18 protein-coding genes are annotated in these 19,180 nt (G+C 58.3%); 13 read left to right on the top strand and 5 right to left on the bottom strand.

Annotation, left to right across the window (positions count from 1 at the left end; all coding sequences use genetic code 11):
* Positions 1-5 precede the first annotated feature (5 nt).
* The 3 genes from AC2TCY_RS12125 (at position 6) to AC2TCY_RS12115 (ending at position 2,449) form a co-directional block, all read left to right on the top strand.
* Positions 6-806 carry a thioesterase family protein gene (locus tag AC2TCY_RS12125; RefSeq protein WP_480847711.1) on the top strand — a complete coding sequence of 267 codons (801 nt, stop codon included), beginning with the start codon at positions 6-8 and terminating at the stop codon, positions 804-806.
* Between the two features lie 75 nt (positions 807-881).
* Positions 882-1,529 carry a DUF1007 family protein gene (locus AC2TCY_RS12120; RefSeq protein WP_480847710.1) on the top strand — a complete coding sequence of 216 codons (648 nt, stop codon included), beginning with the start codon at positions 882-884 and terminating at the stop codon, positions 1,527-1,529.
* The gene (locus AC2TCY_RS12115) at positions 1,514-2,449 is read left to right on the top strand and encodes a nickel/cobalt transporter (RefSeq protein WP_480847709.1); all 936 of its coding nucleotides are present in this window, start codon (positions 1,514-1,516) and stop codon (positions 2,447-2,449) included. The genes AC2TCY_RS12120 and AC2TCY_RS12115 overlap by 16 nt, the downstream gene beginning before the upstream one ends.
* Here the strand turns inward: AC2TCY_RS12115 and truA are convergent.
* Positions 2,446-3,210, bottom strand: coding sequence for a tRNA pseudouridine(38-40) synthase TruA (gene truA, locus AC2TCY_RS12110; RefSeq protein WP_480847708.1), 765 nt, complete (start codon positions 3,208-3,210; stop codon positions 2,446-2,448). The genes AC2TCY_RS12115 and truA overlap by 4 nt on opposite strands.
* Positions 3,211-3,317: 107 nt before the next feature.
* Here truA and AC2TCY_RS12105 point away from each other — a divergent pair, with 107 nt between their 5' ends.
* From AC2TCY_RS12105 to AC2TCY_RS12060, 10 genes are all read left to right on the top strand, one after another.
* The gene (locus tag AC2TCY_RS12105; RefSeq protein ID WP_480847707.1) at positions 3,318-4,733 is read left to right on the top strand and encodes a YcjX family GTP-binding protein; all 1,416 of its coding nucleotides are present in this window, start codon (positions 3,318-3,320) and stop codon (positions 4,731-4,733) included.
* Entirely contained in the window at positions 4,730-5,185 is a 456-nt protein-coding gene (locus AC2TCY_RS12100; RefSeq protein ID WP_480847706.1) for an N-acetyltransferase family protein, read from the top strand. The genes AC2TCY_RS12105 and AC2TCY_RS12100 overlap by 4 nt, the downstream gene beginning before the upstream one ends.
* Positions 5,178-6,167, top strand: a complete 990-nt coding sequence (locus tag AC2TCY_RS12095) for a YcjF family protein (RefSeq protein WP_480847705.1) — start codon at positions 5,178-5,180, stop codon at positions 6,165-6,167. Before AC2TCY_RS12100 ends, AC2TCY_RS12095 begins: the two co-directional genes overlap by 8 nt.
* Positions 6,168-6,221: 54 nt before the next feature.
* On the top strand, positions 6,222-6,932 hold the full coding sequence (locus tag AC2TCY_RS12090; RefSeq protein ID WP_480847704.1) for a VIT1/CCC1 transporter family protein: 711 nt from the start codon (positions 6,222-6,224) through the stop codon (positions 6,930-6,932).
* Positions 6,933-6,992: 60 nt separating this feature from the next.
* The gene (locus AC2TCY_RS12085) at positions 6,993-8,336 is read left to right on the top strand and encodes an SDR family oxidoreductase (protein WP_480847703.1); all 1,344 of its coding nucleotides are present in this window, start codon (positions 6,993-6,995) and stop codon (positions 8,334-8,336) included.
* Positions 8,337-8,816: a DUF2269 family protein gene (locus AC2TCY_RS12080; RefSeq protein WP_480847702.1), complete on the top strand. Its 480-nt coding sequence runs from the start codon at positions 8,337-8,339 to the stop codon at positions 8,814-8,816.
* Between the two features lie 110 nt (positions 8,817-8,926).
* The gene (locus tag AC2TCY_RS12075; protein ID WP_480847871.1) at positions 8,927-11,659 is read left to right on the top strand and encodes a DUF2339 domain-containing protein; all 2,733 of its coding nucleotides are present in this window, start codon (positions 8,927-8,929) and stop codon (positions 11,657-11,659) included.
* A gap of 164 nt (positions 11,660-11,823) precedes the next feature.
* Positions 11,824-14,736 (top strand): isoleucine--tRNA ligase, encoded by a 2,913-nt coding sequence (gene ileS, locus AC2TCY_RS12070; protein WP_480847701.1) that lies wholly within the window; start codon positions 11,824-11,826, stop codon positions 14,734-14,736.
* Positions 14,737-14,872: 136 nt separating this feature from the next.
* Entirely contained in the window at positions 14,873-15,331 is a 459-nt protein-coding gene (locus tag AC2TCY_RS12065; protein ID WP_480847700.1) for a methylated-DNA--[protein]-cysteine S-methyltransferase, read from the top strand.
* Positions 15,332-15,407: 76 nt separating this feature from the next.
* Complete coding sequence (locus tag AC2TCY_RS12060; RefSeq protein WP_480847699.1) at positions 15,408-15,875, top strand: hypothetical protein; 468 nt, start codon at positions 15,408-15,410, stop codon at positions 15,873-15,875.
* 15 nt (positions 15,876-15,890) lie between these two features.
* On the opposite strand, the gene AC2TCY_RS12055 is transcribed toward AC2TCY_RS12060, so the two are convergent.
* The 4 genes from AC2TCY_RS12055 to fsa all read right to left on the bottom strand — a co-directional run bounded on the left by AC2TCY_RS12055 (position 15,891) and on the right by fsa (position 19,152).
* Positions 15,891-16,586 (bottom strand): CDP-alcohol phosphatidyltransferase family protein, encoded by a 696-nt coding sequence (locus tag AC2TCY_RS12055; RefSeq protein ID WP_480847698.1) that lies wholly within the window; start codon positions 16,584-16,586, stop codon positions 15,891-15,893.
* A 91-nt stretch (positions 16,587-16,677) separates the two neighbouring features.
* Positions 16,678-17,598, bottom strand: a complete 921-nt coding sequence (locus AC2TCY_RS12050; protein ID WP_480847697.1) for a tyrosine recombinase XerC — start codon at positions 17,596-17,598, stop codon at positions 16,678-16,680.
* Positions 17,595-18,302, bottom strand: a complete 708-nt coding sequence (locus AC2TCY_RS12045; protein ID WP_480847696.1) for a DUF484 family protein — start codon at positions 18,300-18,302, stop codon at positions 17,595-17,597. The genes AC2TCY_RS12050 and AC2TCY_RS12045 overlap by 4 nt, the downstream gene beginning before the upstream one ends.
* A 196-nt stretch (positions 18,303-18,498) precedes the next feature.
* Entirely contained in the window at positions 18,499-19,152 is a 654-nt protein-coding gene (gene fsa, locus AC2TCY_RS12040) for a fructose-6-phosphate aldolase (protein ID WP_480847695.1), read from the bottom strand.
* Between the last annotated feature and the right edge of the window lie 28 nt (positions 19,153-19,180).

Here is a 19,180-nt window from a genome sequence, read left to right as displayed (position 1 = left end):
CGACAATGCAGGACGATCCGAACAAGATGCCCTATTTTCAGCTGCGCGATGACGGCGCCTTTGTCGGCAATGATCCGGCGCGGGGCCCATGGTCGGCCAACCATTGCCATGCGGGGCCCGTCAGCGGGCTGATTGTGCGCGCAGCGGAAATCGAAGTGGGGCCGGACAAGATGTTGACCCGCTTGACGGTAGATCTGTTGCGGCCACTGCCGCTGGCTGGATTGCGCGTTGCTGCGGAAACCACGCGGCATACCAAAACGCTGGCTACGACCCGTGTGACCGTGCACGATCTGGATGACACGCTGTGCGCCACTGCGACCACAATGCACGTTGTGCGCAGGGATCTGGGTTCGGTTCCAAATCCGCAGACGTCTCATCCGGACATGAATGCGGTTGTCGAAGGCCCGTTCCCGCTAAACCAATTACGCCATGACTTGCCCGGGTTTGCCCATTTTGCCGACGTACTTTACCCAAAAGGTGGCAACCAGGGCGCGGGTCCAAAGACGATCTGGATGCGTACTCCGCAACTGTTACAGGGCGAAATGCAGTCTCCTATCCAATCGCTCTGCGCGCTGGCGGATTGCGGCAATGGGATTTCCTGGAACGCGCAGCCAACCGAAATGGGATTCATGAACACGGATCTGACAGTGAACATCCACCGCGAACCTGTTTCGGACTGGATGGCCTCTGAGTCGATTTCTCATTGGCAACCGACAGGAGTCGGTATGTCTCAGGCAGTCCTGTATGACACTCAGGGACCAATCGGAACAGCCCTGCAGACTTTGGTACTGTTCCCGCCAGGTTGAAGTAAACCGGCTGGAAACTGCGCTTTTGTTTGGAAACGCGTTGCCGGGATCAGTGGCAGGCCCTATCTTTCCGCCATGCGTTGGATGATACCGTTCCTGACTTGCTGTGTTCCTCTGCCCGTTTTGGCCCATCCGCATGTCTTCATAGACACCGGACTGGAATTTATCGTGGATGAGGCCGGTCACTTGACACATGTCCGTGTGACTTGGGCCTATGATGACTTTTACTCGCTGCTGGTTCTGGAAGACATGAAGCTGGATCAGGATGGTGATGGTCAGCTGACACCGGCAGAGCGGCAACTTCTGGCCGGGTTCGATACCCAGTGGGTTGAAGGGTACAACGGAGATCTGGTTGTGTTTTCAGATGGCCAGCCTGTTGTGTTGTCCGGCCCTATGGAGCCATCAGCCACGACTGAAGATGGCCGCATTGTGTCAAGCCATCTGCGTGCAGTCAGTGACGGCCCAGTCCAGACGTCTGCCCTTTCAGCCAAAGCTTTTGACGAAAGCTTTTACACTGCCTACGAAATCACGCGCCCGGTTACAGTTTCGGGTTCGGTTTCCTGTACGATTGACCGGTTTGAACCGGACATTGATGGACAACTGGCGCAGATGCAGGCGTTCCTGCTTACGCTAGATGCGGATTACGACCTTGAAGAGAACGATATCCCTCTGGTCGGTGAAAGCTTTGCAACAGAGATCCGCGTTTCATGTCCAGATACCTGATTGTTCCGGTCGCCATCGCCTGCGGCCTGCTCCTCTGGTTCTGGGGTAGCGGTGGGTTTGACAGCCTCGCAGCCTGGGCTGCCGGAGAGCAGCGCGATTTTCAGAACGAGATTGCGCGATCCCTCAGAGCCGCCCGCGCCGAACAGCCGGAAGCTGTCGCAACTCTGCTGAGCGTCTGTTTTGCCTACGGATTCTTTCACGCCATCGGCCCCGGCCACGGCAAGGTCCTGATCGGGGGGTATGGGCTGGGCCGTCGCGTCGCCTTCTGGCGCTTGTCCGCGATCAGCGTTTTGTCCAGTCTCGGTCAGGCCGTCACCGCAGTCGTTCTGGTCTACGCCGGCATATTGGTCTTTCAGATGTCCCGACAGAGCCTTGTCGGCGCGACCGAGCAGGTGATGGCCCCGATCAGCTACGCAGCCATTGCGGCGATTGGCCTTTGGCTGGTTTTTCGTGCGGTTCGAGGCTTTGCAAGGCGACACCACATTGAAACTGTCCACGCGCATCAGGATCATCATCACCATGATCACGACCACCATCATCATGACGACGATGTTTGTTCGGATTGCGGTCACCGCCACGGTCCCAGCCCCGAAGAAGTCGCCAATGTTGGCAGCCTGCGCGAAGCCCTTATTCTGATCGCAGGTATCGCCGTGCGGCCTTGCACGGGGGCCTTGTTCGTTCTTATCCTGACCTGGCAAATGGGCATCGCGATGGTGGGTATTGCCGGAGCCTTCGCGATGGCCCTGGGTACGGCAACAGTCACGACTCTGGTCGGCTGGACCTCGTTCGGGTTGCGCGGCGGGTTGCTGGCCTCGGCATCTGCGACGCGATTTGCGTCCGTGCTGGCTCCGACAATTGAATTGGTGGCGGGACTGCTGATCGCCGTGATTGCCGGTGGATTGCTGCTGCGAACGCTCTAGAACACTGGTTCCGGATATCCCACCCGCGCCAGGTACAAGCCTTGCGGCGGACAAACAGGCCCGCAGGCCGCGCGGTCAGTTGCTTCCAGTGCATTTCTGACATCTTCAGGAGTCCATGCACCCGCGCCGACGCGCTCAAGTGTTCCAACGAAGCTGCGCACTTGGTTGTGCAGGAAGGATCGGGCGCGGACGTGGAAGTGCATCTCGGGTCCTGAAAAGCCTTCGACCTGTTCAACCTTCAACTCGTCCAAAGTTTTGACGGGGCTGGCGGCCTGACAAATCGACGAACGGAAAGTTGTGAAATCGTGGCGCCCGATCAACATATTCGCGCCCTGCTGCATTGCCTCAATATCCAGCTGGTGGTTGATTCGCCAAACCTGACCTTTGTCGTGAGTCGCAGGTGCGCGGCGCATCAGGATACGGAACAGGTATTGCCGCTCGACCGCCGAAAAACGCGCGTGCCAGTCGTCGTCAACACGTGCGGCCTTCACGATTGCGACCGGTTGCGGCTTGAGGTGGTAATTCAGTGCCTCGGACAAGCGAAACGGTTCCCAATTCTTGACCAAATCACAATGAGCCACCTGTCCCAACGCATGCACACCAGCGTCGGTACGTCCGGCCGCAGCAATAGTATGTTCACCCGGCTGAATGCGCGACAGGGCTTCTTCAATGGCGCCCTGAACCGATGGCAGGTCCTTTTGCCGCTGCCATCCGGCAAACGGTTCCCCCTGATATTCAACTTTCAACGCAAATCTTGGCATGAGGCGCTGGTATCGCGGTCCGCGCAGTCGGGCAAGAGGCCAAAAGCGCTGGCAACCTCTGCGACCTCTACCTATCTTGGATGAAACAATAATTGCGGGGCGACAGTTTGGTCATCTCATCACTGGCAGACAGTCTTGTGCGCGGTGCGGAATCCATCGGCGACAGCGTGTCCGAGACGTTCTTCGAGCCGGTTATCCGGCTGGGAGTCACAGGGCTGGCACGATCTGGCAAGACCGTGTTCATCACGTCACTGGTTGCCAACCTGTTGGACCGGGGGCGCATGACCGGTCTTGTCGCTCAGCAAGAAGGGCGGATTAGAGCGGCCTATCTGCAACCTCAGCCTGACGACACCGTGCCCCGTTTCGACTACGAGACGCATCTATCGGCCTTGACCGGGCCGTCTCCACACTGGCCGGACAGCACGCGCGCAGTGTCAGAGCTGCGCCTGTCCTTCAAAGTTCAACCCGGCGGTCTGCTGTCTGGTTTGCAAGGGCCGCGGACGATCCATCTGGATATCGTGGATTATCCGGGCGAATGGCTGTTGGACCTTGCTTTGTTAGATAAATCCTATGCTGATTGGTCAAAGGACACCCTGGCGCGGATCGAAAACCGTCAGCAAGCAAAAAAGTTTCTTGCAAACGTACACGCCGCTGATCCCGCGGGGACGCATGATGAACCCACGGCACAAAGACTGGCGCTCGGCTTCACGAACTACCTGAACGCCGCGCGCGAAGCCGGGTTTTACGACTGCACTCCCGGGCGGTTCCTTTTGCCCGGTGATCTGGCGGGGTCACCGGTATTGACCTTCGCCCCGCTTCCAGTTTCTGGACCGTCCCGTCGTCGCACGTTGCAGCGCGAAATGGAACGCCGTTACGAGGCATACAAGGCGCAGGTCGTCAAACCTTTCTTCGGGGATCATTTTGCGCGAATTGACCGGCAGGTCGTGCTGGTCGATGCACTTGGCGGGATCCACAAGGGGCCGCAGGCAGTCGAAGATATGCGCCGGGCTATGGCAGATATTCTGGCCGCGTTCCGCCCTGGACGAAATGCGTGGCTCAGCCAGCTGTTGCTGGGAAAACGGGTCGAACGCATCCTCTTTGCCGCCACCAAGGCTGACCATCTGCACCATCTGCAGCATCCGCGCCTGACCGCCATCATGGAAGCCCTGACCCGCGAAGCCCGCGACCGAGCAAGCTTTGCCCGCGCGGAAACTGCAGCGCTTTCGCTGGCGGCTCTGCGGGCCACGACAGAAGAGATGCGAAACCACAATGGGATTGAATTGCCTTGTGTTCGCGGCACCCTGCTGGACAGCGGCAAACAAGCGGCTTTTTATCCCGGTGAGCTACCCGAAGACCCCTCGCACCTGCTGGGGCCCGCAAGGAACGGGGCGGATGCGTGGCTGGGCGAGGATTTTGGATTCATGGCCTTTGCTCTTGCACCCCTTACGCTACAACCCGGTGACGGCCCGCCGCATATTCGACTGGACCGGGCTGCCCAATTTCTGATTGGAGACCGTCTGTGAACGTAAGTCTTCGTCAAGCTCGCAGCACGGATGCCGGTCGCACGGGTGAAATCCTGCATGCCTTCGCTCGGGAAAACCCGTGGATGCCAGAACTGCACACGTGCGCGGAGACCATTGCCTTTTGCGGTAGGATGATCGACCAGGGTTGGGTCACCGTGGCCGAGACCGACGCCGGTGTGGTCGGATTTCTGGCTCTCAACGGTCAGGAGATTCACTCATTGTATCTGACGGCATCGGCACGTGGGCAAGGGATTGGTCAACAGCTGCTGCAACACGCAAAGTCAGTCCAATCACAGTTGTCGCTCTTTGCGTTTCAGGCCAACGATCCGGCGCGTCGGTTTTATGAAGGCAACGGATTCGTCGAGGTCGCGCGCAGTGACGGATCTGATAACGATGAAAACCTGCCTGATATCAAATATGTCTGGTGCCGCGAGGAGGTTGCCAATGGCTAAAGGTCCCGTCTTGATCGACCTCGAAGATGACGCGCCCATTGTTGATGTGTCGCAGGCACCGCCGGTGCCGGACACAGCGCCGCCTCGGGGGGCAGCAATGCAGGGAGCAGCACGTCTGGCCGCGCGCAAACCGTCCATGCTGTCGCGTTGGTTCTGGGGGCTGGCGCTGGCCGTCATTGGTGCAGTTGTCTCTGTCGCAGCCTGGGATTTTGCGACGTCGCTGTTGAACCGCTCGCCGGTATTGGGTGGAGTTGTTACCGGCTTAATCGCCGCGCTGTTGCTGGTGGCCCTAATAATAGCACTGCGCGAACTGGCCGCTATCGGTCGCTTATCGCGCGTGGATGGGATGCGCCGCGCGGCAGATACAGCCTTGGCCGAGGAAGACCTTGCGCAAGCCCGCGCTGTTACGAACAGGCTGATTTCTTTCTACAAAGGACGCGAAGAAACGCAGTGGGGCCGAGAGCGTCTGAGCGAACGGATGGGGGAACAATTCGATGCCTCGACCCTTTTGACCCTGGCCGAGGACGAAGTGTTGGCCCCTTTGGACGCCGCCGCCAGTCGTGAGGTGGAGGCCGCCGCCAGACAGGTGGCAACCGTGACTGCCCTGGTTCCCCTGGCCCTTGCAGACGTTGTGACGGCTCTGGCAGCCTCGCTTCGAATGATCCGACGAATTGCCGAGATTTACGGGGGGCGCGCGGGGTTTCTGGGCAGCTGGCGGCTGACCCGAGCGGTCTTTGTGCATCTGGTGGCGACCGGGGCGGTCGCCGTCGGCGATGATCTGTTGGAGCCCATTCTGGGCGGATCGGTTCTCAGCAAACTGTCGCGCCGGTTTGGCGAAGGGCTGGTCAATGGTGCACTCAGCGCCCGTGTCGGTGTCGCGGCAATGGAGGTCTGTCGACCGCTGCCCTTTTCCGACCGGCACAAACCTTCGACTCGCGTGATGATCAAACGGGCTTTGGGTGGGCTTTTCTCGAAGACTTGATCTGACGCAAAGTCATGGTCAGGCTGAACCGGCATAACCGGGACGGAGCCAGCCATGACCGATCACGGCCACAGCCAGCAGGAAATTGCCGCGCGGATCAATGCGCCGCCCGGTAGGGGTGTACTTCGCGATGTGGTTTACGGCGGCATCGACGGGTCGGTCACCACCTTCGCTATCGTCGCGGGAGTGGCAGGAGCAGGCCTTTCACCCTTTGTGATCGTGGCGTTGGGCTTGGCCAATGTGCTGGCAGATGGATTTTCGATGGCCGCAGGAAATTACTCGGCAACCAAAGCCGAAGCGGACAATATCCATCGAATACGTGCCATCGAAGAGCGCCATATCCATCTTTACCCAGACGGCGAACGAAATGAGGTTCGCGAGATTCTGCTTCAAAAGGGCTTGTCTGGTCAGGTTTTGGACGATGCGACCGAAGCAATCACGGCCAATCGCGACAACTGGGTCAATCTGATGATCGAGGGCGAATATGGGCTGGGCAGCGTCGACCCGCACCCCATCAAAGCAGCGATGGCAACTTTTTTTGCGTTTCTGGTGGCTGGTATGATTCCCTTGTTGCCGTTCTTAATATCCTTTGACAGGGCATTTGCCGTTTCGGCTTGGATGACGATGGGTGTCTTTTTCGCCATTGGAGCACTAAAGAGCCATTGGTCCCTGGCACCTTGGTGGCGTTCGGGGCTTGAGACCTTTGTGATCGGTGGGGCGGCAGCCCTGATCGCCTATATGGTTGGATCCCTGTTCCACCCCTGAAGAGTGCTGTTGTCGCAGAGGGTGAAACTGCACTGGCCCGTGAAACAGGATCCGCTACTGTTGCGCAAAAAAGAGGATCAGGTTGTCATGCCGGGTCAGAGTTTGCGTGACAAAAGTGTATTGGTATTGGGCGCTTATGGGTTCATCGGTGCCGCGGTCACGCGCGCTTTGAAGGCCGGGGGCGCCCGTGTGACCGGTATGGCCAGAAACCCTGAAATCGGTCGTCGGGTTTTACCCGGGATACCTCTGATTCAGGGCGACCTGCGAGAATTTTTGGTCGCCAGTGATTGGCGCGACGCCTTGACCAATGTTGATGTGGTAGTGAATTGCGCGGGTGCGCTACAAGACGGTTTGCGGGATGATCTTGAGGCCGTGCATCACACAGCCATTGAGGCATTGGGTAAGGCCTGTGCAGAAAGCGACATTGCGGTCGTTCAAATCTCGGCAATTGGCGCCGAACCGGACGCACCGACCGATTTCATGCAAACCAAAGCTGCAGGAGACGCGGCGCTGCGCACCAGCGGTGTTCGATTTTGGTTACTGAAGCCCGGCCTCGTCATTGGGCAAAGCGACTATGGCGGAACGGCTTTGTTGCGAATGTTGGCAGCAGTTCCGCTGGTGCAACCGATTGCTTATCCCGAAACGCCCGTGCACTGCGTCGGAATGGACGATCTGTGTGATGCCATCGTTCTGGCAGTCTGTTCTGATATCCCTCCGGGCAATTATGATCTTATAGAAGAAAAAACTCACACTCTGTCCGAGGTTTTGTCTGAGACGCGTCAGTGGCTGGGGTTTCCTGCCGCGCGTTTGATCCTGAACGTTCCACCCATTTTTACACACGGCATCGCAGCCGGGGCGGATTTATTGGGCCGGATAGGATGGCGCTCGCCGCTGCGCAGCACGGCGATGTCGGTGATGGCGCACGGGGTTACCGGCGATCCCGAACCTTATCGTATGGCCTCGGGGCGTCGAATAGCCTCGTTGCGTCAGATTTATGATGGCTTCATCTGCGGGCGCGAGCATCGCCTTTCCGCGCGGATGAGTGTGCTCATGCCGCTTGCGATTGGCGTGTTGTCCCTGTTCTGGCTGTTGTCAGGTGTGTTTGGCTTAACGAAACTGACGCAGGCAGCCGATGTACTGACCCGCGTAGGATGGTCAATGGCTTGGGCAAAAATCAGTGTGGTTTTCTGGTCCTTTGTGGATATCGCGCTTGGGCTGGGCCTACTGTGGCGTCCCTGGGCAGCGCGAGTGTGTCTGGCACAAGCAGCTGTCGCACTGTTCTATTTGCTTGCGGCAACGATCACAGTTCCATCTTTGTGGGCGGACCCACTGGGGCCGTTGGTCAAGATCCTGCCGGCAGTTCTGCTAGCGCTTTTTGTGCGCTCATTGTTGGAAAGCCGCTAAATGGATTGGGTTTTGCTATTGCGCTGGTTGCATGTGATTGGCGCCTGCGTTCTGCTGGGTACCGGAGCAGGTATCGCGTTCTTCATGCTTATGGCCAATCGCAGCGGGAATCCACGTATCATCGCGCACACAGCGGGTGTCGTAGTGTTGGCCGATCTGCTTTTCACAGCGACTGCCGTAATCCTGCAACCGATAACTGGTGCCCTATTGGCTTGGCGGTTGGGTTGGAGTCTTACCGAAGGTTGGATCATGCTGTCCCTTTCGCTCTATGTCCTGACCGGTTTATTCTGGCTGCCAGTGGTCTGGATACAGACGAAACTACGTGGACTTGCACAGAAGGCCGCAAGCCAAAACGCTCCTTTACCTATTGAATACCAACGGCTGTTTCGCATCTGGTTTGCCTGCGGCGTCCCCGCTTTTCTGGCGGTCTTGACCATTCTCTGGATTATGCTGTCACGACCGGACATTTCATGGGTCTGACATAGGTTGGTAGGCAACAGGCTGATTTTGTAAGAATTTCCGGACTATTGCCCACGTCGGCACCGGGTTAATCTGACACCTGTTTCGTCCGGAGGTGATACTTGGATTTTATGCTTGGCATTGTTGGCCTGATCGTCCTGGCCATCCCGGTTTCGATTATTGCCCTGTTGATCGGGCAATCTCGATTGCGAAAACGGATTGAACAGCTCGAACGGCGGATTGCGCATCAGGCCCAGGCCGGATCAGACGTCCCGGAGGTGAGGCGGCCGCAGATGACTCCTGCGCCGGACACATCCCTGACGAGCACAGATAAACCCCGACCTGCTCCTTGGTCAGCACCGAAATTCGCGAAATCGACGGAACCGGATAGAACACAACAGGATCGAGACCTGTCGCCTGACCCGTCAGATGGTCCCCCAGCGGCGATCGTTTTGCGAGAAGACCGCCTAGCCGCACTGGGCGTGTGGTTGCGCGAAAACTGGTTTTATGCGGTGTCCGCGCTGTCTTTGGCCCTCGCTGGCATATTCTTGGTCCAGTACGGCGTCGAAAATGGACTGCTCCCGCCAACGGCACGCGTTTTGGCGTCGCTGGGGTTTGGCGCAGTTTTGATTATTGCTGGTGAAATTGTGCGCCGCCGTTTCGGCGATGACGAAGCATCGGCCACGGCCTACCTGCCGTCTGTGTTTTCCGGCGCTGGTCTGGTGACCTTGTTCGGCGGTGTGTTGGCCGCTCGCCAATTATACAACCTTATCGGAGCCGAAGCAGCATTGACGGGAATGGTTGTCATCGCGCTGGTCGGTCTGGTTCTGGGCTGGTTCCATGGGCCGCTGCTGGCCGCCGTTGGATTGATTGGTGCCTATGCCGCACCCTTCGTCGTAGGCGGTGCCTCGGATAACCCCAGCTGGCTGTACGCCTATTTCTTCGTTGTCGCCGTTTTTGGCCTGGGAATTGACACGGTTCGTCGCTGGGCGTGGGTGTCGGTACTGACACTGTTCGGGGCCTATACTGCTTCTTTGCTGCTGGTGCTGCCTTCACCTGTGACTGAGCCGGGGTATCTTGTCTGCGTGACGGCCTTAGCACTGATCACAATTTCGATTCCGTCGCGACGGGTGTGGCCTGACCACGCGGGCCCAATGGTCTTCGAGATCGCCCGACGGAAAAAGGGCGCTGCGTGGCCTGAGTTTCCTACCCGTTTGGCCTTTGGCGCAACCGCTGCCAGTTCCGTGATCCTGTCATTGCATTGGGCGGATTCCCAAGCTGAGTTCTGGCTGACGATTTGTCTGTTCACTACGCTCGTGTTGGCCTTGGTCGTGTGGGCAAGGAATGCTCCGGCATTGCAGGATATCAGCTTGTTTCCTGCTGTCGGTCTTGTCTGGTTCGTCCTGGCCCATGGGATGTATGGCGGCACCGTCGAACGGGTCTTTTCGGAAACCTATGCGGTCACCGCCGAGGCGGACTATCCGTTAGTGATAACAGTGCTGGTTGCGCTGGGCGCTCTGGTCAGTGTTCTCGCGGCCTGGAGGTCTTTCGGCGCGATGCAATACGCGGCGATTTGGGCAGGTGCTTCGGCGCTATTTGCACCCTTGATGGCGATCGCTTTGGAGGTCGGTTGGGATCCGGCATCGGTGATCGGGGCTTACCCCTGGGCATTGCACGCGATTGCGTTGGGCGCTCTGATGGTCGTGCTGGCAGAGCGTTTCGCGCGCGTCGATAGAGAGAACCGGATGCGCGCATCGCTTGCGACATTATCGGCGCTTTCTTGTCTGACTTTTGCGTGTGTCATCGTAATGAGCTCAGCAGCGCTGACAATTGCGCTGGTGGTTATGATTGTCGTGGCCGCTGCACTGGACCGGAAGTTCACATTGCCGCCGATGAGCTGGTTCATCTGGGCAGGTGTCTTCACCGTTACGGTGCGCCTTGTTCTGGATCCAGGGCTCGACTGGGCAAACACGGCTCCGATACACGAAATGACACTGGTTTACGCGGCCTCGGTCGCAGGCTTCCTGATCGCCTGGTGGTTGTTGAAACCTCTGACACGCCCGCTTGCGGCGTTACTGCTTGAGAGCGCGGCCTGGGCGACTGGAGGCATTCTGCTTTCTCTTCTGCTTTTGCGTTGGCTCGAAGGGTTCGGCGATGGTGGAGCGTCGAACAGCCACTGGGGGCTGGGGCTGCTGGCAGTGATCTGGCTACTGTTGGCGTTCGCTCAGGTGCAACGGTTCGAGTTGGGAGGCAAGCTGAACTATGCGCGCTACCTGCTGGCGGCTTTTTTCGCAGCGCATGGCGGGATCCGTCTGATCGAGGCGCTAACCGATCAAAACCCGCTGCTGACCCAATACGCTGACCCGGTTTTGGGCCCGCCCATCGTGAATACACTTGCGGTTGCTTACCTTTTGCCCGCGCTGGCCATCGGTTTTTCTGCCTGGCGAATTACGGCGATGCCTGTCCGGCTCAGGCAGGTCAGCTTCGGTGTCGCTGGGGCTCTTGCGGCCGTCTGGTTTGCGTTGATGATCCGCCACGTCTGGCAGGGTGCCTCAGGCATGTATGAAGGCAACGGCGTCACACAGCCCGAACTATACACCTACACGATGGTTTTGCTGTTGGTCGGAGCTGCACTGTTCTACCAGTCGCTGGCCCGGAATTCGGACTTTATGCGCAAGGCGGGGTTGGTCGTAATCGGCCTGGCCGTGGCAAAGGTGTTCCTGATCGATATCGCAGGGCTGGGCGGCTTGATCCGGGTCTTCTCATTGCTGGCGCTGGGCCTCGCTCTGGCGGGGCTGGCGTGGCTCAATCGCTGGGCTCAGTTGCGCCATTCGCCGCAGGGGGCGGAACCTCTGGACCATTAGGTGTGGGCGTCTTATAAGCGCGGCCATGCATGACCGTCTGGCCATCATTATTCGAATTATATCCCCGGCGCTCTGATATCGCGAGACGCCGGGCAAAGGTGCTTGAGAATTCGCACTGACCGCTTCGATCCATACACGACAAGATCATCCTGAGGACGCCCCCAATGTGCGCCGACACGCCCCAGACACCTGACTACAAAGATACGCTGAACCTGCCCAAAACCGAATTCCCAATGCGCGCTGGCTTGCCCAAGCGCGAGCCCGCATGGTTGGAGCGTTGGGAGACCATCGGCGTCTATGACCGCCTGCGCGAAAAAGAGGGCCGCGCGCCCTTTACCCTGCACGATGGCCCGCCCTACGCCAACGGTCACCTGCATATCGGCCACGCGCTGAACAAGACCATCAAGGACATGATCGTACGCTCCCATCAGATGATGGGCTTTGATGCGCGCTATGTGCCCGGTTGGGACTGCCACGGCCTGCCGATCGAATGGAAGATCGAGGAGCAGTACCGCAAGAAGGGTAAGAACAAGGACGAGGTGAACGTCGTCGATTTCCGTCAGGAATGCCGCAAATTCGCCGAGGGCTGGATCGACATCCAACGCGAAGAGTTCAAGCGTCTGGGCATCACCGGCAATTGGGTCGACCCCTACATCACGATGGATTATCACGCCGAGGCCGTGATCGCCGACGAGTTCATGAAGTTCCTGATGAACGGCACGCTTTATCAGGGCTCGAAGCCCGTGATGTGGTCGCCCATCGAAAAGACTGCGCTGGCCGAGGCCGAGGTCGAGTATCACGACAAGGAAAGCTTCACCATCTGGGTGAAGTTCAAGGTTGTGAATGCGGGCGATTTGGATGACGCGTTTGTGGTGATCTGGACGACCACCCCTTGGACGATGCCGTCGAACAAGGCGGTCGTTTTTGGCAAGGACATCTCCTACGGCTTGTACGAAGTCACTGGCGCGCCCGACGAATGCTGGGCCAATGTTGGCGACAAGTTCCTGCTGGCCGACAATCTGGCCGCCGACGTGCTGGGCCGCGCCCGTTTGAACGACGACCAGTGGACCCGCGTTCGTGACGTGACCACCGATGAGCTGGCAGGCGTCCAGCTGACCCACCCACTGGCCGGGGCCGAGGGAGGCAATGGCGAATGGGATGACATTCGCGACTTCCGCGCTGCCGAATTCGTGACCGATACTGAAGGCACCGGTTTCGTCCACTGTGCGCCCTCGCACGGTATGGAAGAATTCGAGCTGTATCGCGATCTGGGCATGTTGGAGCAGGTCATCACCTATAACGTGATGGATGATGGCAGCTTCCGCGCCGATCTTCCGTTCTTTGGCGGCAAGTTCATCCTGTCCCGCAAGAGCGGTGAGGGTGACGCCAACAAAGCCGTCATCGACAAGCTGGTCGAAGTTGGCGGGCTGCTCGCGCGTGGCAAGATCAAGCACAGCTATCCGCATTCGTGGCGCTCGAAGGCGCCGATCATCTATCGCAACACGCCGCAGTGGTTTGCCTCTGTCGACCGAAAGCTGAACGACGGCATGGGCGAGATGGGGGATACGATCCGCGAACGCGCTCTGCGGTCTATCGACGAGCTTGTAAAGTGGACCCCGCAGACCGGTCGCAACCGCCTGTATTCGATGATCGAAGCGCGTCCGGACTGGGTTCTGTCCCGCCAGCGCGCCTGGGGCGTGCCGCTGACCTGCTTCACCAAGAAAGGGGCTTTGCCCACCGACGCGGATTACCTGCTGCGCAACGAAGACCTGAACGCTCGCATCAAGGCGGCGTTCGAGAAAGACGGCGCCGATATCTGGTACACCGACGGCTTCAAAGAGAAGATCCTCGACGGCCTCGCCAACCCGGACGACTACGATCAGGTGTTCGACGTGCTGGATGTGTGGTTCGACTCGGGTTCGACCCACGCCTTTGTTCTGCGTGATCGTGAGGATGGCACCGAGGATGGTATCGCAGACGTCTACATGGAAGGCACCGACCAGCACCGCGGTTGGTTCCACTCGTCCATGCTGCAGGCCTGCGGCACCAAGGGTCGCGCACCGTACCGCAACGTTGTGACCCACGGCTTCACACTGGATGCCAAGGGCAACAAGATGTCCAAGTCGCTGGGCAATACCATCGTGCCGGAAGAGGTCGTCAAGCAATACGGCGCCGATATTCTACGCCTGTGGGTGGCACAGACCGATTACACCGCAGACCAGCGGATCGGGCCGGAGATTCTGAAAGGCACCGCCGACAGCTATCGCCGCCTGCGCAACACCATGCGGTTCATGCTGGGCTCGCTGGCCGACTTTACCGAGGCCGACCGTGTCGCCCCGGAGGATATGCCGCGGCTGGAACGCTGGGTGCTGAGCCGTCTGGCCGATCTGGATGAGCAGGTGCGCAAGGGCTATGCCTCGTTCGATTTTCAGGGTGTGTTCAGTGCTGTGTTCACTTTTGCCACCGTGGATTTGTCGTCGTTCTACTTCGACGTCCGCAAGGATGCGCTCTATTGCGATGGTGACAGTGAGCGTCGCCGAGCGGCTCGTACCGTGCTGGACATCCTGTTCCACCGCTTGACCACCTGGCTGGCCCCGATCCTGGTCTTTACCATGGAAGAGGTCTGGCTGGAGCGATTCCCGGGCGACGACAGCTCGGTCCATCTGGTTGATTTCCCGGAAACACCTGCCGAGTGGCGGGATGCGGAACTGGAAACCAACATGGCCAAAATTCGCCGCGTCCGCCGCGCCGTGACCGCCGCGTTGGAAGTTCAGCGTCAGGACAAGGTGATCGGTTCCAGCCTCGAAGCCGCGCCGATCGTGCATGTCGAAGATGCCGATACGCGTGCATTGCTAAGCACATTTGACGTTGACGACATGTGCATCACCTCGGGCCTGACCGTCACCGGCGATCCGGCCCCGGCCGAAGCATTCCGTGTACCCGAGATCGAGGGCGTGGGTGTGGTGTTCGAAAAGGCAGACGGCGCCAAGTGCCAGCGTTGCTGGAAGATCCTGCCGGATGTTGGCCGCCACGCACATGCCGGTGTTTGCGGTCGCTGCGACGAGGCGTTGGGCTGACACTGTTCGGGTTGTGCGGGGAAGAACCTTTTATGAGGTTCTAGCCCCGCGCTGTTCCGTGTTCTAGAGCAAAAGACAAAACGGATAATCATAAAACGGGTTGCGGGATCAGTGCCTCCTCTGTCAGCATTCGCCAATGGGATTGATTGCGATAGAAACCCGTTTCGGACTTTTGGGCATTGTCGAAGAGGATGAGGCCATCATTGGCTTGACTTGGGACGGTGCCGAAGGTGACCCGGACTCCCCGTTGCAGCGCGAGGCAGCGGCGCAGCTTCGTGCCTATGATGAAGGACGGTTGCAGAGATTTGATCTGCCATACCGTATCAAGGGGTCCGAGTTCCAACGCCGTGTGTGCGATGCGATGAACGCAATACCGTTTGGAGATACACGGACTTACGGCGAGATCGCGAAAGAGCTCGGCTATTCGGCGCAGGCGGTCGGGCGTGGCTGCGGCGGAAATCCTATTCCAATCATTATTCCCTGCCACAGGGTTCTCGGTGCAGATGACCGTATGGTCGGTTTCTCAGGGCAGGGCGGTGTAGAGACAAAGGTCGCTCTGTTGCGGCACGAGGGCGCGGCGAGCCTGTTGATCTGAACAGAGGATTTCTATTGCAATCCGCGCGTCCGATCTCCAACCTATATCCGATACTGAATTTGAAGGACTGTTTTGAATGACTGGCCCAACAGACGCTGCTGTGCGCAAGAAAAACATCATTGAACGCCTGATGTCGCTGGAAGAACAGGAACTGGCGACTGCACAGGCCCATTATGATGCGTTTTTGAAGGATTCTCAGTTGGACGACCGCGAGGGTCATGACAAGGATGACATTGCGGCCTCGCGCGAGAATGCTGATCTTGCAGCGGCGTTTGACGCGCCTGTTCACGCGCACCATGCCAAGATTGATGTGATTGAGAATACCGACTTCAGCGTGACCGATACGGTCAGACCTGGCGCCGTGATCAAATTCAACAACCGACGGTTTATCGTCTGCGTGTCAACAACCCGGTTCGATGCGGACGGCAAGACGTATATGGGAATCTCGACTCAAAGCCCCATCTATCTCGCTATGGCAGGCCTTCAAGAAGGTGACGTATTCACCCACAACGGGACCGAATTTGAAGTGCAGGAAGTTCTGTAAACCAGACCGCCGGTATCAGGCTTTGCGCGGAGGGATGATCTGCTGCGCAATTCCAGCAGAGACTAGATAGAGGCTGGTGACGACCAGCCCCCAGTGGGCCCAGCTTTCCGGGTGAAAGTCGACCCAAGCCGCCCAGCCAGCAAAAAAGGTCCAGGCGAAGGCCATTGGCAGGGTCAGCGCGCGCCAACGTTCGGTGCGGACAGGATGGACGAATTTCAGCGGCAGAAACATCGCCAGCGACAAAAGCGTGACCAGAGACAGAATAACCCAGAAATTGGGTTCAAGTGCGAAGATCACGACGACGAACATGTTCCAGCAGCCGGGAAATCCGGAGAAGGAATTATCCTTTGTTTTCATTCGTGTATCTGCAAAGTACATGGCGCTTGCAAATGTTATCACGATGATCGCAAACCAGCCGGTCCAACCATCCATCAGCCCGGACTTGAACAGCGCAAATGCCGGAATGAAGACATAAGTCAGATAGTCGATAATCAGATCCAACAGTACGCCGTCGAATTCGGGCGCGTTCTTTTTGACGTGATACTGGCGGGCCAGAGGACCGTCGATACCGTCCACGACAAAAGAAACCACCAGCCACAAATACATGAGGCTCCATTTTTCCTCGACGGCGGCCAGCATGGCCAGCATTGCGAAAACGGCGCCTGTGGCAGTGAACAGGTGGACGGCAAGCGCTTTGAATCTGAGTGTCATGCAGGTGTCATGTACGATGCGTGAAGCAGATGCAAAGCAAAAAGCCGGTTGACAGCTAAGTGTCCCGAAACTGTTTGCATTTTACCTAGTCTCACGCTTTGGGATGGGCGCGGTTATAGACTTCCATCAACCGCGCGGTATCCACGGCGGTGTAAGTCTGAGTGGTGGAAAGAGAAGCGTGACCCAGCAGTTCCTGTATCGCGCGCAGATCGCCTCCTGCGGACAGCAGATGAGTAGCAAAACTGTGGCGCATGGCGTGCGGCGTGGCGGTAGCTGGCAAACCCAGCTGCATCCGTGCTTTGGCCATTACGCCCTGAATGGCTCTTGGGTTCAGAGCGCCACCACGTACACCGCGAAACAGGGGCGCATCTGGGGCTTGAGGGTGAGGGCAAAGGCGCAAATAGCGATTCACTGCAGCCTGTGCGGCTGGCAAAACAGGCACGATCCGTTCTTTGTCGCCCTTTCCCAGAATTCTCAACGTTTCTGGCAGGGGTGCATCGGCGCCTTTCAGGGACAGGGCTTCGGAAATCCGCAGGCCACAGCCATATAGTATCGTAACGACTGCAACGTCCCGCGCGGCAACCCAATCCGAGGTGGATTGCGCCTCGACTGTTTCGATCATGGCTCGGGCGGCATCTTCGGCGAGGGGGCGGGGTAGCTTCTTGGTGAACTTCGGCGCGCGGGTGGACAGAACGGCCGTAGGCTCGAATCCCTCGCGCTCTGCCAGCCAGCGGTAGAAGCTTTTGACGGCCGAGAGCTTTCGCGCCAATGACCGCGCGCCCACGTCAGAGGCGCGCTGATCTGCCATCCAGGCACGCATGTCGGTTACCGTGACACGTTCCAGCGCGGCCAGGCCCTGTCGTTCGCTGTAGTACAAAGTCATAAACGACAGGAATTCGGTGACATCGCTGCAATAGGCATTTTGAGTGTTCTTTGACCGCCCAGCCAGAGCCCCCAAACTGTCCAGCCAGCGCTGAAGCGCGTCGCGGCAGGCTGGGGAGATCAGGCTCACGACAGCCAGTGGCGCATCGAACGTTCAAAGACGCCAGCAAAGAAGGCCAGAAGGTCGGTTCCAAGTTGCGGAGTAAAATGACGAGGATCCCTGGCACCCATTACGATCATTCCAGGCAGCCGACCCGGTCCCAGATTCAATTTAAGACAGGCTTCGGATCGCAGATTATTGATCTGATTGCCGTAGATCTGGCGGTTAGGCTGGTGAACTTCGCGTAGGGTGATTTCGCGGGCCGGGGTGTTCCGGTCGTGCGTCAGGTAACGGTCGATAAAACCCGGCTCGACGATCTTCAGGACACCGTCGAGCTTGTCGACCGCCGGATCGTCACGCACTGCAGTAGTTTCCAGAATCAAGGTAACTTTGTCCACTCGCAGGATTTCGGTCACCTCGTTGCCGAGCGTGCGCAGAAAATCCTCGAACTCGACTGGTTCGAGAAGGCGCAAGATTGCGCGGTGGACCTGATTAGTACCGGCCAAATTCTCATAGGCAGCAGCAATCACTGATCGGTGGGTGTCTTCCAGGCGACCAAGCCTGTCTTCGAGCCGCTTCATGGCAATGCCGCGCAGGTCGATTATGTTTTCGCCCCTGGCCTGTTCATTTGCGGCCACAAGCGCCTGCATCAGGTCCCTGTCGTCCAGAATGGTATCCGGTTCGGCCAGAATGGCGGCGCGGAGATTGTCCTTGAGTGTCGAGTTACTGCTCATGTCCCGTCCGGTTATTTTTTGTTTTGGCGGTTTATAGCATGTTGTGCCGGAATTTCCTTCGGAAAAATGCACGCAAAAGTGGATTTCGTTGCGTGTTGTGGCAGCATAGACTCCCACCTGAATAACCATAATTGGATTAGGGTTTTCAGGTGGGCCGGGCGCGGAGCCTGTTGGCGCCGCGCGGTGGTGAATCAGTTCAGAGGATTTTCTGACCGGTCTTGGCCCAGTCGGACAAGAAGGTTTCCAGGCCCTTGTCGGTGAGCGGGTGGTCGGCCAGCTTCTTGATCACGGCAGGTGGGGCGGTGATAACGTCGGCGCCGATGCGGGCGCTGTCGGTTACGTGGTTCACGGTGCGGATCGACGCGGCCAGGATTTCGGTTTCGAATCCATAGTTGTCGTAGACCTGACGAATGTCGGCGATCAGGTCCATGCCGTCCATGTTGATGTCGTCCAGACGACCAATGAAGGGCGAGATGAAGCTCGCGCCCGCCTTGGCTGCAAGAATGGCCTGGTTGGTCGAGAAGCAGAGGGTGACGTTGACCATTTGACCTTCGTCGGTCAGCGTTTTACAGGTTTTCAAACCAGCCCAGGTGAGCGGCACCTTGACCGCGATGTTCGGCGCGATCTTGGCCAGCTTGCGGCCTTCGGCGATCATGTCGTCCGCCTCGGTCGCGACAACTTCGGCAGAAACCGGTCCGTCGACAAGATCACAGATTTCCTTGGTCACTTCCAGAATGTCACGACCCGATTTCAGGATCAGCGACGGGTTGGTGGTCACGCCGTCCACCATGCCCAGATCGTTCAGTTCGGCGATGGCGTCGATCTCGGCTGTGTCTACGAAGAATTTCATGAGGGCAGTCCTTTGATGGGTTGGCCTT

Source organism: Ruegeria sp. HKCCD7181, from assembly GCF_057221055.1.
The sequence above is the reverse complement of the archived record's forward strand: the minus strand, read 5'-3'. Positions and strand labels throughout refer to the sequence as shown.

Bases quoted from the DNA above. Each gene is read 5' to 3' on its own strand.
- AC2TCY_RS12125 (WP_480847711.1), top strand. From the start codon at position 6: ATGCAGGACGATCCGAACAAGATGCCCTATTTTCAGCTGCGCGATGAC.
- AC2TCY_RS12120 (WP_480847710.1), top strand. From the start codon at position 882: ATGCGTTGGATGATACCGTTCCTGACTTGCTGTGTTCCTCTGCCCGTT.
- AC2TCY_RS12115 (WP_480847709.1), top strand. From the start codon at position 1,514: ATGTCCAGATACCTGATTGTTCCGGTCGCCATCGCCTGCGGCCTGCTC.
- truA (WP_480847708.1), bottom strand. From the start codon at position 3,210: ATGCCAAGATTTGCGTTGAAAGTTGAATATCAGGGGGAACCGTTTGCC.
- AC2TCY_RS12095 (WP_480847705.1), top strand. From the start codon at position 5,178: ATGGCTAAAGGTCCCGTCTTGATCGACCTCGAAGATGACGCGCCCATT.
- AC2TCY_RS12090 (WP_480847704.1), top strand. From the start codon at position 6,222: ATGACCGATCACGGCCACAGCCAGCAGGAAATTGCCGCGCGGATCAAT.
- AC2TCY_RS12080 (WP_480847702.1), top strand. From the start codon at position 8,337: ATGGATTGGGTTTTGCTATTGCGCTGGTTGCATGTGATTGGCGCCTGC.
- AC2TCY_RS12075 (WP_480847871.1), top strand. From the start codon at position 8,927: ATGCTTGGCATTGTTGGCCTGATCGTCCTGGCCATCCCGGTTTCGATT.
- ileS (WP_480847701.1), top strand. From the start codon at position 11,824: ATGTGCGCCGACACGCCCCAGACACCTGACTACAAAGATACGCTGAAC.
- AC2TCY_RS12065 (WP_480847700.1), top strand. From the start codon at position 14,873: ATGGGATTGATTGCGATAGAAACCCGTTTCGGACTTTTGGGCATTGTC.
- AC2TCY_RS12060 (WP_480847699.1), top strand. From the start codon at position 15,408: ATGACTGGCCCAACAGACGCTGCTGTGCGCAAGAAAAACATCATTGAA.
- AC2TCY_RS12055 (WP_480847698.1), bottom strand. From the start codon at position 16,586: ATGACACTCAGATTCAAAGCGCTTGCCGTCCACCTGTTCACTGCCACA.
- AC2TCY_RS12045 (WP_480847696.1), bottom strand. From the start codon at position 18,302: ATGAGCAGTAACTCGACACTCAAGGACAATCTCCGCGCCGCCATTCTG.
- fsa (WP_480847695.1), bottom strand. From the start codon at position 19,152: ATGAAATTCTTCGTAGACACAGCCGAGATCGACGCCATCGCCGAACTG.